This window comes from Variovorax sp. Root434 (genome assembly GCF_001426595.1).
In the GTDB taxonomy this organism is placed as follows: domain Bacteria; phylum Pseudomonadota; class Gammaproteobacteria; order Burkholderiales; family Burkholderiaceae_C; genus Variovorax.
This window is the reverse complement of sequence record NZ_LMEK01000026.1, coordinates 37,959-52,582: the sequence shown is the minus strand read 5'-3', so window position 1 is coordinate 52,582 and position 14,624 is coordinate 37,959. Positions and strand designations below refer to the sequence as shown.

Sequence of the window (14,624 nt, the reverse complement as noted above, 5' to 3'; positions counted from 1 at the left end):
CGCATAGAAACATCGAGATTTCAAATAGTGCGTTGCAATTTCTTAATGTGATATTTTCAGTTCGCGTTTGCCCTGCGCAAAACCGCGCGCAAGCCCAGACCGACGTTGCTTTGCCGTCGTTTCCGAAGGGCTTCACCTAAACTCGGACCATGCCCTTTCCCTCTCCGCTGGCAGCTGCCCGCAGTGCCGTGAATGCCTCGCTCCTGTCCTGGTGGCGCAGGTGGTGGCGCCGGCAGACGCCGGTGCTGCAGGACGCGGTCGCCATGCTCGCGCCGATGGCGGCCGTGCTGTTGTTTCTTGCCGCCATCGTGTCCGCCTTCTGGTACCTGCGCACCGAGGAAGTCGAGCGCGAGCAGGAGTCGGTGCGCCGCGACGTCGAATACGCGCAGCAGCGCATGCGCCTGCGGCTTTTGGAACGGCAGGAGCAGTTGATGCGCATCGCGCGCGACGCTTCCAACCGCGAGATCGACCCGGTCGAATTCACCAGCCGCGCCGAGTCGCTGGTGAGCCAGTTCCCCGAGCTGCAGACCATCACCTGGATCGACGACCGCCGCCGCTTCAAGGCCGGCTATGCGGCGCCCAGCGTGCATCCGGCCCAGCAGCACCTGATCGGCGACGTGCTGCGTCCCGGCGACATCGAGAGCAACTATGCGCTGGCCCGCGAGCTGCGCCAGCCGGTGTATTCGCAGCCCGTGGCCGGGGGCGACCCCCCTGCGATGCTGCAGCTGCATATCCCCCTTTTCGATCAAGGCCTGTTCGCGGGCGTGGTGCTCGGCGAGTTCTCGGTCGACGGCCTGCTGCGCTACGGCATGCCGTCCGAAGTGCAGGCGCGCTATGCGGTGTCGCTGCTCGACGCCAAGGGCCGCGCGATCGCGGGCAACACCACCACCCTGAAGGAAGGCGGCACGCGCCTGCTGCCCTGGAGCGAGCGGACCAACGAATACGAAGTGCCGGTGTCCCCGGTGGGCAATGCGCTGGTGCTGCGGGCGCAGGCCTACCGCACCTCGCAGGGCGTGGTCGGCAACGGGCTGTTCTGGCTGGTCTGCGCGCTCAGCGTGCTCACGAGCTGGATGCTGATCGGCACCTGGCGGCACACGCGGCGGCGTCTGCAGGCGCAGCAGCGGCTGGTCGCGGAAACCAATTTCCGCCGCGCCATGGAAAACTCCATGCTGACCGGCATGCGCGTGCTCGACCTGCAGGGCCGCATCACCTACGTGAACGCCGCCTTCTGCGCGATGACCGGATGGAGCGAGGCCGAACTCGTCGGCCAGTCGCCGCCCTTCCCCTACTGGCTCGAATCCGACCGCGAAGTGATGAACGAGCGCCTGGAAGAAGAGCTGCACGGCCGTGCCCTGCCCGGCGGTTTCCAGGTGCGCGTGAAGCGCAAGAACGGCAGCGTGTTCAACGCCCGGCTCTACGTGTCGCCGCTGATCGACGCGCGCGGCCACCAGACCGGCTGGATGACGTCGATGACCGACATCACCGAGCCCACGCGCATCCGCGAGCAGTTGTCGGCATCGTACGAACGCTTCACCACCGTGCTGGAAGCGCTCGATGCGGCCGTGTCCGTCGCGCCCATCGGCAGCGAGGAACTGCTGTTCGCCAACAAGCTGTACCGGCTCTGGTTCGGCTCCGACACCGTGGGCCATCTGGGCATGGTCGCGCAGGCAGGTGTGCCAGCCTCGAATGCGCACGACGAAGGCCTCGACGACGTCGATCCGTACGCGGGCCTGCCGATCGACACGCTCACCGCGGCGCAGGCGGCCAACAACGAGATCTTCGTGCCGCACCTCGGCAAATGGCTCGAAGTGCGTTCGCGCTACCTGACATGGGTCGACGGCCGCCTCGCGCAACTGGTGATCGCCACCGACATCACGCCGCGCCGCGACGCCGAGGAGCAGGCCGCCGCGCAGGCCGACAAGGCCCAGGCTGCGAGCCGACTCATCACGATGGGCGAGATGGCTTCCAGCGTGGCCCACGAGCTCAACCAGCCGCTGACCGCCATCACCAACTACTGCAACGGGATGATGTCGCGCATCAAGGGCCAATCGATCGACAACGACGCGCTGCTCGCCGCGCTCGAGAAGACGTCGAAGCAGGCCCAGCGCGCGGGCCAGATCATCCAGCGCATCCGCTCCTTCGTGAAGCGCAGCGAACCCAACCGCACGCCAGCCGACGTGGCCACCATGGTGAGCGAGGCGGTCGAGCTGGCAGGCATCGAGCTGCGCCGGCGCAACGTGCGCCTGAACCACTACGTGGCCGCGCGGCTGCCGGTGGTGCGCGTCGACCCGATCCTCATCGAGCAGGTGATGGTCAACCTGCTGAAGAACGCGGCCGAATCCATCGACATCGCCGAGCGCCCGCTGGCGCGCCGCAGCGTCGAGCTGCGCGTGCTGCCCAAGGTCATCGAAGGCCACAATGCCATCGAGTTCTCGGTGCAGGACACGGGCAAGGGCCTCGCGCCGGAAGTGATGGACCGGCTCTACGAAGCCTTCTTCTCCACCAAGCCCGAGGGCATGGGCATCGGGCTCAATCTGTGCCGCACCATCGTCGAGTCGCACCGCGGGCGGATGCAGGCGGAGAACATCTACAATGGCCCGGATGTGATCGGATGCCGTTTTTCCTTCTGGATTCCGGTGTTGGACGCTATCAGTTCCGTAGCTAGCGACGAGGCAAAGGTACCTGCATGAGTTTGATTCCGAAGAAGGGCACGGTCTATGTCGTCGACGACGACGAAGCCGTACGCGATTCGCTGCAATGGCTGCTCGAGGGCAAGGACTACAGAGTCCGCTGCTTCGATTCCGCCGAATCCTTTCTCTCCCGATACGACCCGCGCGAAGTCGCCTGTTTGATCGTCGACATCCGCATGGCCGGCATGACCGGCCTCGAACTGCAGGATCGCCTGATCGAACGCCGCTCCCCGCTGCCGATCGTGGTCATCACCGGCCACGGCGACGTGCCGATGGCGGTCGACAGCATGAAGAAGGGCGCAATGGATTTCATCCAGAAGCCCTTCAACGACGAAGAGCTCGTCACGCTGGTCGAGCGCATGCTCGAACATGCGCGCGGCGCCTTCACCCAGCACCAGCAATCGGCCAGCCGCGATGCGCTGCTGTCCAAGCTCACGGGCCGCGAGGCGCAGGTGCTCGAACGCATCGTCGCCGGCCGCCTGAACAAGCAGATCGCCGACGACCTCGGCATCAGCATCAAGACGGTCGAGGCGCATCGCGCCAACATCATGGAAAAGCTCAACGCCAACACCGTGGCCGATCTGCTCAAGATCGCCCTCGGACAGGCTGCACCCGCGGCCAAGGCCTAGAAGCTATCCCCCCGATAGCAATGCATGTCCCCCACGCCTGCGCAAGCGGGCGTTTTTACTTGGAAAATCGAAACCGATGACCGCCCAACTGATCGACGGCAACGCCCTCGCCAAAACCATTCGTGCCGAGGTGTCCGGCCGCACCGCCGCGCTGAAGGCGCGCGGCGTGAACCCGGCACTGTCCATCATCCTGGTGGGCAGCGATCCGGCGAGCCAGGTCTACACGAAGCACAAGGTCAACGACAGCACCGAGACCGGCCTGCAGGCCACGCTCGAGACCTACCCCGCCGACCTGAGCGAAGCTGACTTGCTGGCCCGCATCCGCGCCCTCAACGACGACCCGAAGGTGCACGGCATCCTGGTTCAGCTGCCGCTGCCCAAGCACATGGACAGCCAGAAGGTCATCGAGACGATCTCGCCCGCCAAGGACGTCGACGGCTTCCACGTCGCCAGCGCCGGCGCACTGATGACCGGCGCTCCCGGCTTCTGGCCCTGCACGCCGCACGGCTGCATGAAGATGCTCGAATCCATCGGCTACGACCTGCGCGGCAAGCACGCGGTGGTCATCGGCCGCAGCAACATCGTCGGCAAGCCGATGGCCATGATGCTGCTGGCCAAGAGCGCCACCGTGACCATCTGCCACAGCGCCACGCAAGACCTCGGCGCCATCACGCGGCAGGCCGACGTGATCGTCGCGGCCGTGGGCAAGCTCGATCTCCTGACGGCCGACATGGTGAAGCCCGGTGCGGTGGTCATCGACGTCGGCATGAACCGCAAGGCCGACGGCAAGCTGGCCGGCGACGTCGATTTCGACAGCGTGAAGGAAGTGGCTGGCTGGATCACCCCGGTGCCGGGCGGCGTCGGCCCGATGACCCGCGCCATGCTCCTCGTCAACACCCTTGAAGCTGCAGAACGCGCCGCCAAGTGATTTCCATGGCCACCACGAACAACCCACTCCTCGACTTCACCGATCTCCCGCTGTTCGATCGCATCAGGCCCGAGCATGTATCGCCCGCGGTCGACACCCTGCTGGCCGATGCCGAAACCGCGCTGCAGACGGTGACGGCGGCTGAATTCCCGGCCGACTGGAACGCGATCTCCAGGGTGCTCGACGTGGCCTCCGAACGCTTCAGCCGCGCCTGGGGTGCCGTCGGCCACCTCAACGCCGTGGCCGACACGCCGGAGCTGCGCGCCGCCTACAACGAGGCCATGCCGCGCGTCACCGCGTTCTGGACCCGCCTGGGCTCCGACGAGCGCCTGTACGCCAAGTACAAGGCCATCGATCCGGCCACGCTCAATCCCGAGCAGCGCCAGGCGCACAAGAATGCCGTGCGCAACTTCGTGCTCGGCGGCGCCGAACTGCAGGGCGACGCCAAGAAGCGTTTCGCCGACATCCAGGAGCGCCAGGCCGAGCTGAGCCAGAAGTTCAGCGAGAACGCACTCGACGCGACCGATGCCTTCGCCTACTACGCCCCGCTGGGCGAGCTCGCGGGCGTGCCCGAGGACGTCGTGAGCGCCGCTCGCGCAGCCGCCGAAGCCGAGGGCAAGGAAGGCTACAAGCTCACGCTCAAGATGCCGAGCTACCTGCCGATGATGCAATTCGCCAGGAGCAGCGCGCTGCGCGAGAAGCTCTACCGCGCCTACGTCACGCGCGCCAGCGAATTCGGCGATGCCGCCTTCGACAACACCGCGCTCATCACAGAGATCCTCGCGCTGCGCGAGGAAGAAGCGAAGCTGCTGGGCTACCGGAACTACGGCGAACTCTCGGTCGTGCCGAAGATGGCCGAATCGCCCGAGCAGGTCGTCAAGTTCCTGCGCGATCTCGCCACCAAGGCCAAGCCCTATGGCGAGCGCGACCTGGCCGACCTGCGGGTCTTCGCTTCGGAGCAACTGAGCATCACCGATCCACAACCCTGGGACTGGAGCTACATCGGCGAGAAGCTCAAGGAAGCGCGCTATGCCTTCAGCGAGCAGGAGGTGAAGCAGTACTTCCCGGCGCCGAAGGTCATGGCCGGGCTGTTCAAGATCGTCGAGACGCTGTTCGAGGTGTCGATCCGCCGCGATTCAGCGCCCACGTGGCATCCGAGCGTCGAGTTCTACCGCATCGAACGCGCCGGCCAGAAGGTCGGCCAGTTCTACCTCGACCCTTCAGCCCGCGCCGCCAAGCGCGGCGGCGCCTGGATGGACGATGTGCGGGCCCGCTGGCTGCGTCCCGACAACGGCGTGCTGCAGACGCCGGTCGCACAGCTGGTGTGCAACTTCGCCAGCGGCGTCGACGGCAAGCCGCCGCTGCTCACGCACGACGACGTGACCACCCTCTTCCACGAGTTCGGCCATGGCCTGCACCACATGCTCACGCAGGTGAACGAGCGCGACGTCTCGGGCATCAGCGGTGTCGAGTGGGACGCGGTCGAGCTGCCGAGCCAGTTCATGGAAAACTTCTGCTGGGAGTGGGACGTGCTCAAGCACATGACCGCCCACGTCGACACCGGCGAGCCGCTGCCGCGCGCCCTCTTCGACAAGATGACGGCCGCCAAGAACTTCCAGAGCGGCCTGCAGACGCTGCGCCAGATCGAGTTCTCGCTGTTCGACATGCTGCTGCACACCGAGTACCACGCGGCCACGGCCAAGCCCGGCGACGTGATGGCGCTGCTCGGCAAGGTGCGCGCCGAGGTGGCCGTGATGCCCTCGCCGCCGTTCAGCCGCACGCCGAACACCTTCAGCCACATCTTCTCGGGCGGCTACGCGGCCGGCTACTACAGCTACAAGTGGGCCGAGGTGCTGAGTGCCGACGCCTACGCGGCCTTCGAGGAAACCGTGGGCGCCGACGGCGAGCCGAACATCGAGACCGGCCGCAAGTACCGCCAGGCCATCCTGGAGGCCGGCGGCAGCCGCAGCGCCATGGATTCGTTCAAGGCCTTCCGCGGCCGCGAGCCCCAGCTTGATGCGCTGCTGCGACACCAAGGCATGGCGGAGCCCCAGCCCGCTTGATGCGGCGCTGAAGCTTGCGATACTCGGGCGATGCATCCGATTTACAAATTCTCACTGCATCGCCTGAGTGGCCTCGCCCTTGCGCTCGTTGCCGCGGGCGCGATGGCACAGCCCATCTACCGCCAAGTCGACAAGAACGGCAAGGTCACCTTTTCAGATCGCGCCCCGACCGCCAGCACCGAAGCGGCTTCGGCGCCGCAAGGCGGCGTCACCACGCCCCCCAACGCCGGCCTGCCCTACGAACTGCGGCAAGTGGCGCAGCGCTACCCCGTCACCCTGTACAGCAGCGACGAATGCGGACCCTGCAGCACGGCACGCTCGCTGCTTGTCACACGAGGCATCCCGTTCGAGGAGCGGACCGTCAAGAGCAACGAGGAAGTCCAGGCGCTGCAGCGCCTGAGCAGCCAGAGTTCGCTGCCGCTGCTGACCATCGGGTCGCAGCAGCTCAAGGGCTTTTCGGATGCCGAGTGGTCGCAGTACCTCGACGCGGCCGGCTATCCCAAGAGCAACAGCCTGCCCGCGGGCTACCGCAACGGCCTGGCGCGGCCACTGATCGCGCAACAGGCAGCGCCCGCAACCCGGGCCCCTGCGGCACCGGCTGCGCAGCCCGCGTCGCCGCCTCCCACCTCGAGCGAACCGACCCCGAGCAACCCGGCCGGCATCAAGTTCTGACCCAGGCCGCGCTGGCGGCCGCGAATCGTCAGGCGAACTGCATCGTCTTCACGCCCGTCGGGGTGCCCAGCAGGCACACGTCGGCTTTCTGGTGCGCGAAGACGCCCACCGTCACCACGCCCGGCCATTGGCTCACCTCGGACTCGAAGGCCAGCGGATCGGTGATCCGCAGGCCAGTCACGTCCACGATGTGCTGACCGTTGTCGGTAACCAGCGGCAGGCCGTCCTTCTCGCGTACCTGGGCGATGCCGCCCATGCTTGCAAACTGGCGCATCACCCGGCGCGCGGCCATCGGGATCACCTCCACCGGCAGCGGAAACGCGCCCAGCGCATCGACCAGCTTGGACTCATCGGCGATGCAGATGAACTTGCGCGACTGCGCCGCCACGATCTTTTCACGCGTGAGCGCGGCGCCGCCGCCCTTCACCATGAAGCCGCGGTGGTCGATTTCGTCGGCGCCGTCGATGTAGACGGCCAGTTCTTCCACCTCGTTGCTGTCGAACACCGCGATGCCCAGTGCTCGCAGGCGCTCGGTCGAGGCTACCGAGCTGGAGACAGCGCCCTTGATCTCGTCCTTGATGGTGGCCAGCGCATCGATGAACTTGTTCACCGTGGAGCCGGTGCCGACGCCGACGATCTCGCCCTTGACCACGTAGGCCAGCGCGGCAAGGCCGACCTGGGCCTTGAGTTCGTCCTGAGAAAGAGGGGTTGGGGTGGCGGGTGCGGTCATCGCGGAGAATCCTTGGCTCATAGAAGTTCAGAATTATCCGATGCCCCTGCTGATGCCCTCTTCGCTCTACGGCCTGGCCCGCCCTTTCCTGTTCGGTTTCGACCCCGAGCACGCCCACGAACTCACGCTGGACGGCCTGGCACGCACCCAGAACACGCCGCTGGCCTGCGCCTATTCGGCACCGCGCGTGAATGATCCGGTCCAGCTCGCCGGCCTGAGCTTTCCGAACCGCGTGGGCCTGGCGGCCGGGCTCGACAAGAACGCACGTTGCATCGACGCCTTCGCCGCCATGGGCTTCGGATTCGTCGAAGTCGGCACGGTGACTCCGAAGGCCCAGCCGGGCAACCCCAAGCCGCGCATGTTCCGGCTGCCGCAGCGCGATGCGCTGATCAATCGGCTCGGCTTCAACAACGAAGGGCTCGACGCCTTCCTGGCCAATGTGCAGAAGGCGCGTTTCCGCAAGGCCGGCAGAGGCACCACGTCGCCGATGCTGCTGGGCCTGAACATCGGCAAGAACGCCGCCACGCCGATCGAGCGCGCGGTGGACGACTACTTGCTCTGCCTCGACGGCGTGTACCCGCACGCCGACTACGTGACGATCAACATCTCGAGCCCCAACACCGCCAACCTGCGTACGCTACAGAGTGACGAGGCGCTCGATGCGCTGCTCGGCGCAGTCGCCGAACGGCGCGAGGCGCTGGCCGCGCGCCACAACAAGCGCTCCCCGCTGTTCGTGAAGATCGCCCCCGATCTCGACGAGGCCCAGGTCGCGGTGATCGCCGCCACGCTGAAGCGTCACGGCATGGACGGCGTGATCGCCACCAACACCACGCTCGCGCGCGATGCGGTCAAGGGCCTGCCGCATGCGGATGAAGCGGGCGGGCTGTCGGGTGCGCCGGTGCGCGAGGCCAGCAACCGCGTTGTCGCCCAATTGCGCGCGGCACTCGGGTCGGGTTTTCCGATCATCGGGGTCGGCGGCATCCTGAGCGCGGCCGATGCCAAGGCCAAGATCGCCGCGGGTGCGGACGTAGTGCAGATCTACACCGGCCTCATCTATCGCGGCCCCACGCTGGTGCGCGAAGCCGCCCAGGCGTTGCTGCGGGATCGCAGCCAGGCCTGAGCTTTTTTCTTCGTCTCTTTCAGCGCATGCGCCAGAGTATTGGCGCGATGACCGCGGCCCAACGCAGCAGGCGCTTTGGCCGGATCAACACCACGGCGGCCGCGGCAACCACGCCGGTGGCCACCGGATGCGCACGCGCGATGCGCAGTGCCGCGGCAGCCGCCGATTCGTTGGGCGGAGGCGCTTCGCCCTCGCCTGAACCGCCGGCCGGCTGCGCCTGCTCGCGTCCACCCTGCAATGTCGCGATGCGCTCGCGCTGACGCTCCATGCGCGCCAGCAGCTCCTCGCGCGTGGCGGGGCGCGGGGGGCGCGGCGCCTCTTCGTCCTGCTCAGGATCCTTGCCGAGGCCGAAACGGTCCTGGACCCAGGCCCAGTCGCGTTCGAACTCGCGGCGTGCCGGCACGAAGCTGTTGGATGCGTTGCGCAGCGTCAGCAGCAAGCCGATGGCGGCCGCCAGCCAAAGCACGATCCACACCCCCGCCACCGACCATGCGGCCACGATGCGGTGGGGCGTTTCCCAGAAATGAACCACCACCGCCACGGACAGCAGAGCCACCGTGACCGTGGTCAGCCCCAGCACGGCCAGACTGAAGACAAGCAACAGCTTGAGGCGCTGCTTCTCGTCCTCCCAGGCCATGCGCAGCAGCTGCACCCGGTCTTCGGCCGCCAGCGCGCCTTCGGCGGCGGCGATGCGCAGCCGCCGAATCCGGGCGTTCAGCCCGAACAGGGACGACAGCCTCATGGGCTGGCTCCGGCCATGTCCGGGGGAACGATGCTGCGGCGGCGAATGCTCAGGTCAGCGGCGGCCAAGCAGCAGGCCCACCAGCACGCCGACAGCCAGTGCAGCACCGGCGATCTGCCATGGTTCGTCATGGGCGTAGGCGTTGGCGGAGTTGGCCGCTTCACGGGCCTTCTTGGCGGCGAGCTTGCTCTTCTCGGCCGCTAGTTCGCGTGCGATGGCCAGCTTGGTGTCGATGCGCTGGCGCAGCGCCTTGATGTGGGGAACCGAATCCAGGTCCTTGCTTGCCAGCACGCCGCGCACGTCGCTTGCGATGTCTTCGGCCGCTGCTTCAAGATTTTGGGATGCACTCATTGGAATCTTTCCTCCATTGATGACACCGGCACCGCGCCGGCGGCTTTCACGCCAGCGATGGCGTCCTGTCATGTTACAGGCACAAAAGGCCCTCGGGCGCGACAGATGTGCAGACTTTGATGCGAGATGCCACTTCATTGCGCACGAGCGCGCTTCATTCATCCGCCAGCAGGCGCGCAACGTGCTGCCCGATGGCCAGGCTGCTCGTGAGGCCCGGCGACTCGATACCGAAGAGATTGACCAGCCCTTGTACGCCATGCGAGTCGGGTCCGTCGATCATGAAGTCCGCAGCCGGCTCGCCCGGGCCCGAGATCTTCGGCCGCATCCCTGCATAGCCCGGGATCAAGGCCCCGTCGGGCAGCGCGGGCCAGTACTTGCGCACCTCGGCATAGAAACCGTCGCCGCGCGTGGGGTCCACCACCAAGTCGTCAGGCGAGGACACCCACTGCACGTCAGGCCCGAACTTGGCTTGGCCGCCCAGGTCGATCGTGAGGTGCACGCCCAATCCGCCGGGCTCGGGCACGGGATAGACGAGGCGCCCGAACGGCGCACGCCCCGACAGAGTGAAGTAATTGCCCTTGGCAAAGTGCTCCACGGGCACCGCCGAAGGCGGCAGGCCCTCGAAGCACCGCGCCAACGCCGGGCCACCGAGACCTGCCGCATTGACCACGCTACGGCAACGCAACGCCGTGCCGTCCTCCGCGATCAGGACAACAGCCCCAGCGCCACATTCGGCGCGCATGATGGCCGATTTCAGCGCCAGCATGCCGCCTGCGTTCTCCAGATCGCCGAGCAGGCTCAGCATGAGGGCGTGGCTGTCGACAATGCCGGTGCTTGGCGAATGCAGCGCCGCGACGCAATGCAGCTGCGGCTCCAGCGCGACGGCCTGCTGCGCGGTCAGCATCGCCAGGTCGCCGACACCGTTCGCCGCAGCCTTGACCCGAATGGCTTCGAGCTGGTCCGCCTGCCCCGGCGATGTCGCCACGATGAGCTTGCCGCAGCGCCGATGCGGCACACCGCGCTCCGCCGCATAGGCGTACAGCAACTCCTTCCCTTCAACGCAAAGCTTCGCCTTCAGCGAGCCCTGCGGGTAGTAGATGCCGGCATGAATGACCTCGCTGTTGCGCGAACTCGTGCCCGTCCCGATCGCACCTTCGGATTCGAGCACCAGCACCTCCCGGCCGTCGAGCGCCAAGGCGCGCGCCACTGCCAGCCCCACCACACCGGCGCCGATGACGGCGCAATCAATTTCTTCCATCGCGCGAGCTTAGCGCGGCCCGCGTGTGGAATCACTTTACGGAGGGCGGCGGCTCGGGATCGGTGGGTTCGTCGGGCGGCGTGCTCGGCCCTTCGTCGGGCTCGACGGGCAGATCCGGTGTGACAGGTGTCGGAAGGTCGGGATGGGTGGCCATGGTGGCGCTCCTTTCCCATTGGTTCTAGAACTCCGACATGGAAAGTTCAAACGGCCCTTGGCTGCACTTGCCGTCGGTGCGGACCGACAGTTCATGTGCCGCACGCCGCGGCATGCCGCAGAACCCCCGACCCGTTCGGCGCGCAGTGGATCCAGAAGAAAACGCGCAACAAAAAAGCGACCTGGAAATCCAGGTCGCTTTTGATTTGGTGGGCGGTGGAGGTTTCGAACCTCCGACCCCAGCAGTGTGAATGCTGTGCTCTACCCCTGAGCTAACCGCCCGAAACGCTGCTGTTTGACTTCAGCGTCTTGAAAACGTATCGCGTTGTGCGAAGCCTCAGATTATGCCATAGCTTTTCAGCTGTTTTCCCGAAACAGCGTGCGACCGCCACTCGATTTGTCGAGTTGCACCAACACCGCCTCGTGCGCGGTCAGTTCGTGCTCGGCCGCCATGATCACCGGCAGCTCGAACTGGCTCAGGTCGATGGCCACCACGGCGGTGCCTTGCGCGGGCTCGTTCGAGGCCACGTCGATCAGCAGCGCATCCTGGCCGCGCGTGAGGTTGATGTAGACGTCCGCCAGCAGCTGCGCGTCGAGCTTGGCGCCGTGGAAGGTGCGGTTGGAGCGGTCGACGCCGAAGCGGTCGCACAGCGCATCCAGCGAATTGCGCTTGCCCGGGTAGACCTGCTTGGCCATGGCCAGCGTGTCGGTCACTTCGCCGACGAAGGTGCGCAGCGGCGGCAATCCGGCGCGCTCGAACTCCTTGTTGAGAAAGCCTACGTCGAAGGCCGCGTTGTGGATGATCAGCTCGGCATCGCGCAGGTATTCCACGATGTCGTTGGCCAGCGTGGCGAACTTCGGCTTGTCGCGCAGGAAGTCGGTCGTCAGGCCGTGAACCTTCAACGCGTCTTCATGGCTCTCGCGCTCGGGGTTGAAGTAGATGTGCAGGTCGTTGCCGGTGAGCTTGCGGGCGAAGAGCTCGACGCAGCCGAGTTCGATGATGCGGTCGCCGTTTTCGGCGGAAAGGCCGGTGGTTTCGGTGTCGAGGACGATCTGGCGCGACATGCGGTGGCTCTTTCAGTGATTCTCTTTGGCGTGGTTGATCGAGTACTTGGGAATCTCGATCGTCACATTTTCCTGTGCCAGGATCGACTGGCAACTCAAGCGCGACTGCGGCTCCAGGCCCCAGGCACGGTCGAGCAGGTCTTCCTCGCCCTCTTCTGCCTCATTGAGCGAATTGAAGCCCTCCCGCACGATCACGTGGCAGGTGGTGCACGCGCAGCTCATCTCGCACGCGTGCTCGATGTTGATGTCGTTGTCGAGCAGGGCCTCGCAGATCGAGGTGCCGGCCGGCGCGGTGATCTCGGCGCCTTGCGGGCAGTATTCGGGATGCGGATAGATCTTGATCGTGGGCATGTTGTTGTTCTAGAGAGATTCGACCTTGCGCCCTGCAAGCGCGCGCGCAATGCCCGCGTTCATGCGCTGGGCGGCGAAGGCCTCGGTGTCGTCGGCCAGCTTCTTGGTGGCCGCGTCGATGGCGGCGGCCTCGTTGCTGCCCTTGGCGGCCTCACGTAACTGCGCCATCGATGCGTCGATGGCCGCGCGCTCTTCAACGCTCAGCAGGTCGCCGTCGGCGTCGAGCGCGCTCTGCGTGGCGAGCAGCATGCGGTCGGCATCGACGCGTGCTTCCACGAGTGCGCGAGCCTGCATGTCCTGCTGCGCGGTGGAAAAGCTTTCCTGCAGCATGGTCGCGATCTGGTCGTCCGACAGGCCGTACGACGGCTTGACCGCCACGCTGGCTTCGACGCCGCTGCCCTGCTCCTTCGCGCTCACGCTGAGCAGGCCGTCGGCATCGACCGTGAAGGTCACGCGGATGCGCGCCGCGCCGGCCACCATCGGCGGAATGCCGCGCAGCGTGAAGCGCGCGAGGCTGCGGCAGTCGAACACGAGGTCGCGCTCGCCCTGCACCACGTGCAGCGCCAACGCGGTCTGGCCATCCTGATACGTCGTGAAGTCCTGCGCCATCGCGGTCGGGATGGTCTGGTTGCGCGGCACGATGCGCTCGACCAGCCCACCCATGGTCTCGATGCCGAGCGACAGCGGGATCACGTCGAGCAGCAGCAGCTCGCCCGCACCGTTGTTGCCGGCCAGCTGGTTGGCCTGGATGGCGGCGCCGAGAGCCACGACCTCGTCGGGATTCAGGTTGACCAGCGGTTCGCGGCCGAAGAAATCGGCAACGGCGCGCCGGACCTGCGGCATGCGGGTGGACCCGCCGACCAGCACGATGCCTTTGAGGTCGTCGGACTTGAGCTTCGCATCGCGCAACGCCTTGCGCACGGCGGCGATGGTGCGGTCGGTGAGCGACTGGGTGGCGGTGTAGAACTGCTCGCGCGTCAGCTCGAGGCTGGCGGCTGCGCCTGCCACTTCTGCGCGGAATACAGTGGATTCCGAATCGGTCAGCGCCTCTTTCGCGGCCCGCGCGGCAACCAGCAACGCCGCCTTGTCGGCATCGCTGCCGGCGTGCAGGCCCGTCTGGGCAAGCACCCAGCCGGCCAGCGCATGGTCATAGTCGTCACCGCCGAGGGCGGAATCGCCGCCCGTGGCAATCACCTCGAACACGCCCTGAGTGAGCCGCAGGATCGAAATATCGAATGTGCCGCCGCCCAGGTCGTAAACCGCGTAGACGCCTTCGCTCGCGTTGTCCAGGCCGTAGGCGATGGCGGCGGCGGTAGGCTCGCTGATCAGTCGCAGCACGTTGAGGCCGGCCAACTGCGCGGCGTCCTTGGTCGCCTGGCGCTGGCCTTCGTCGAAATACGCCGGCACGGTGATGACGGCGCCGTAGAGCTCGTCGTCGAAGGTGTCTTCGGCGCGGAAGCGCAGCGTGGCCAGGATCTCGGCGCTGATTTCGACGGGCGACTTCTCGCCAGCCGAGGTCTGCACCTTGACCATGCCGCCATCGTCGCCGCCGATGCGGTACGACATGGCGTCGCGGTTCGCGATGTCGGCGAGGCCGCGGCCCATGAGCCGCTTGACCGAGGTGATGGTGTTGGCGGGGTCCTGCGCGCGCGCGGCCGCTGCGTCGAAGCCGATCTGGCGGCGATCGCCTTCAAGGTAGCGCACCGCTGAAGGCAGCAGCACGCGGCCCTGGTCGTCGGGCAGGCATTCGGCCACGCCGTTGCGCACCGCGGCCACCAGCGAATGGGTGGTGCCAAGGTCGATGCCCACGGCGATGCGGCGCTGATGCGGGTCGGGCGCCTGGCCGGGTTCGGAAATCTGAAGAAGAGCCAT

14 protein-coding genes and 1 tRNA gene are annotated in these 14,624 nt (G+C 66.6%); 6 read left to right on the top strand and 9 right to left on the bottom strand.

Annotated elements, in window-relative coordinates; genetic code table 11:
- Positions 1-149: 149 nt before the first annotated feature.
- The 5 genes from ASD05_RS25010 (at position 150) to ASD05_RS24990 (ending at position 6,982) form a co-directional block, all read left to right on the top strand.
- On the top strand, positions 150-2,690 hold the full coding sequence (locus ASD05_RS25010; protein WP_056598066.1) for a PAS domain S-box protein: 2,541 nt from the start codon (positions 150-152) through the stop codon (positions 2,688-2,690).
- Positions 2,687-3,319 carry a response regulator transcription factor gene (locus ASD05_RS25005; protein ID WP_012747279.1) on the top strand — a complete coding sequence of 211 codons (633 nt, stop codon included), beginning with the start codon at positions 2,687-2,689 and terminating at the stop codon, positions 3,317-3,319. The genes ASD05_RS25010 and ASD05_RS25005 overlap by 4 nt, the downstream gene beginning before the upstream one ends.
- 76 nt (positions 3,320-3,395) lie before the next feature.
- Positions 3,396-4,247: a bifunctional methylenetetrahydrofolate dehydrogenase/methenyltetrahydrofolate cyclohydrolase FolD gene (folD, locus tag ASD05_RS25000; protein ID WP_007828211.1), complete on the top strand. Its 852-nt coding sequence runs from the start codon at positions 3,396-3,398 to the stop codon at positions 4,245-4,247.
- A 5-nt stretch (positions 4,248-4,252) separates the two neighbouring features.
- The gene (locus tag ASD05_RS24995) at positions 4,253-6,310 is read left to right on the top strand and encodes a M3 family metallopeptidase (RefSeq protein ID WP_056598064.1); all 2,058 of its coding nucleotides are present in this window, start codon (positions 4,253-4,255) and stop codon (positions 6,308-6,310) included.
- Positions 6,311-6,340: 30 nt separating this feature from the next.
- The gene (locus ASD05_RS24990; protein WP_056598061.1) at positions 6,341-6,982 is read left to right on the top strand and encodes a glutaredoxin family protein; all 642 of its coding nucleotides are present in this window, start codon (positions 6,341-6,343) and stop codon (positions 6,980-6,982) included.
- A gap of 28 nt (positions 6,983-7,010) precedes the next feature.
- Here ASD05_RS24990 and rpiA read toward each other — a convergent pair whose 3' ends face one another.
- Positions 7,011-7,712: a ribose-5-phosphate isomerase RpiA gene (rpiA, locus tag ASD05_RS24985; protein WP_056598060.1), complete on the bottom strand. Its 702-nt coding sequence runs from the start codon at positions 7,710-7,712 to the stop codon at positions 7,011-7,013.
- Between the two features lie 40 nt (positions 7,713-7,752).
- On the opposite strand from rpiA, the gene ASD05_RS24980 reads away from it, so the two are divergent.
- A complete protein-coding gene (locus tag ASD05_RS24980) occupies positions 7,753-8,832 on the top strand; it encodes a quinone-dependent dihydroorotate dehydrogenase (RefSeq protein ID WP_157610272.1) in 1,080 nt (359 codons plus the stop codon).
- A 19-nt stretch (positions 8,833-8,851) separates the two neighbouring features.
- On the opposite strand, the gene ASD05_RS24975 is transcribed toward ASD05_RS24980, so the two are convergent.
- The 8 genes from ASD05_RS24975 to hscA form a co-directional block, all read right to left on the bottom strand.
- Positions 8,852-9,574 (bottom strand): phage holin family protein, encoded by a 723-nt coding sequence (locus ASD05_RS24975; protein WP_056598058.1) that lies wholly within the window; start codon positions 9,572-9,574, stop codon positions 8,852-8,854.
- 54 nt (positions 9,575-9,628) lie between these two features.
- Entirely contained in the window at positions 9,629-9,925 is a 297-nt protein-coding gene (locus ASD05_RS24970) for a glycine zipper domain-containing protein (RefSeq protein WP_007828200.1), read from the bottom strand.
- Between the two features lie 154 nt (positions 9,926-10,079).
- Positions 10,080-11,183, bottom strand: coding sequence for an NAD(P)/FAD-dependent oxidoreductase (locus ASD05_RS24965; RefSeq protein WP_056598057.1), 1,104 nt, complete (start codon positions 11,181-11,183; stop codon positions 10,080-10,082).
- A 31-nt stretch (positions 11,184-11,214) separates the two neighbouring features.
- Positions 11,215-11,337: a hypothetical protein gene (locus tag ASD05_RS29740; RefSeq protein WP_007828195.1), complete on the bottom strand. Its 123-nt coding sequence runs from the start codon at positions 11,335-11,337 to the stop codon at positions 11,215-11,217.
- A gap of 206 nt (positions 11,338-11,543) precedes the next feature.
- Positions 11,544-11,618, bottom strand: a tRNA-Val gene (locus ASD05_RS24960).
- Between the two features lie 75 nt (positions 11,619-11,693).
- Positions 11,694-12,401 carry a DNA polymerase III subunit epsilon gene (gene dnaQ, locus ASD05_RS24955; RefSeq protein WP_056598055.1) on the bottom strand — a complete coding sequence of 236 codons (708 nt, stop codon included), beginning with the start codon at positions 12,399-12,401 and terminating at the stop codon, positions 11,694-11,696.
- Between the two features lie 12 nt (positions 12,402-12,413).
- Entirely contained in the window at positions 12,414-12,752 is a 339-nt protein-coding gene (fdx, locus tag ASD05_RS24950; RefSeq protein ID WP_007828193.1) for an ISC system 2Fe-2S type ferredoxin, read from the bottom strand.
- Between the two features lie 9 nt (positions 12,753-12,761).
- On the bottom strand, positions 12,762-14,624 hold the full coding sequence (gene hscA, locus ASD05_RS24945) for a Fe-S protein assembly chaperone HscA (RefSeq protein WP_056598052.1): 1,863 nt from the start codon (positions 14,622-14,624) through the stop codon (positions 12,762-12,764).

What these genes read in the sequence shown, in the direction of transcription:
- ASD05_RS24975 (WP_056598058.1), bottom strand. Translation starts at nt 9,574, where the DNA reads ATGAGGCTGTCGTCCCTGTTCGGGCTGAACGCCCGGATTCGGCGGCTG.
- ASD05_RS24980 (WP_157610272.1), top strand. Translation starts at nt 7,753, where the DNA reads ATGCCCCTGCTGATGCCCTCTTCGCTCTACGGCCTGGCCCGCCCTTTC.
- ASD05_RS24995 (WP_056598064.1), top strand. Translation starts at nt 4,253, where the DNA reads ATGGCCACCACGAACAACCCACTCCTCGACTTCACCGATCTCCCGCTG.
- ASD05_RS24970 (WP_007828200.1), bottom strand. Translation starts at nt 9,925, where the DNA reads ATGAGTGCATCCCAAAATCTTGAAGCAGCGGCCGAAGACATCGCAAGC.
- folD (WP_007828211.1), top strand. Translation starts at nt 3,396, where the DNA reads ATGACCGCCCAACTGATCGACGGCAACGCCCTCGCCAAAACCATTCGT.
- rpiA (WP_056598060.1), bottom strand. Translation starts at nt 7,712, where the DNA reads ATGACCGCACCCGCCACCCCAACCCCTCTTTCTCAGGACGAACTCAAG.
- ASD05_RS25005 (WP_012747279.1), top strand. Translation starts at nt 2,687, where the DNA reads ATGAGTTTGATTCCGAAGAAGGGCACGGTCTATGTCGTCGACGACGAC.
- ASD05_RS24990 (WP_056598061.1), top strand. Translation starts at nt 6,341, where the DNA reads ATGCATCCGATTTACAAATTCTCACTGCATCGCCTGAGTGGCCTCGCC.
- ASD05_RS24965 (WP_056598057.1), bottom strand. Translation starts at nt 11,183, where the DNA reads ATGGAAGAAATTGATTGCGCCGTCATCGGCGCCGGTGTGGTGGGGCTG.
- dnaQ (WP_056598055.1), bottom strand. Translation starts at nt 12,401, where the DNA reads ATGTCGCGCCAGATCGTCCTCGACACCGAAACCACCGGCCTTTCCGCC.
- hscA (WP_056598052.1), bottom strand. Translation starts at nt 14,624, where the DNA reads ATGGCTCTTCTTCAGATTTCCGAACCCGGCCAGGCGCCCGACCCGCAT.
- fdx (WP_007828193.1), bottom strand. Translation starts at nt 12,752, where the DNA reads ATGCCCACGATCAAGATCTATCCGCATCCCGAATACTGCCCGCAAGGC.
- ASD05_RS29740 (WP_007828195.1), bottom strand. Translation starts at nt 11,337, where the DNA reads ATGGCCACCCATCCCGACCTTCCGACACCTGTCACACCGGATCTGCCC.
- ASD05_RS25010 (WP_056598066.1), top strand. Translation starts at nt 150, where the DNA reads ATGCCCTTTCCCTCTCCGCTGGCAGCTGCCCGCAGTGCCGTGAATGCC.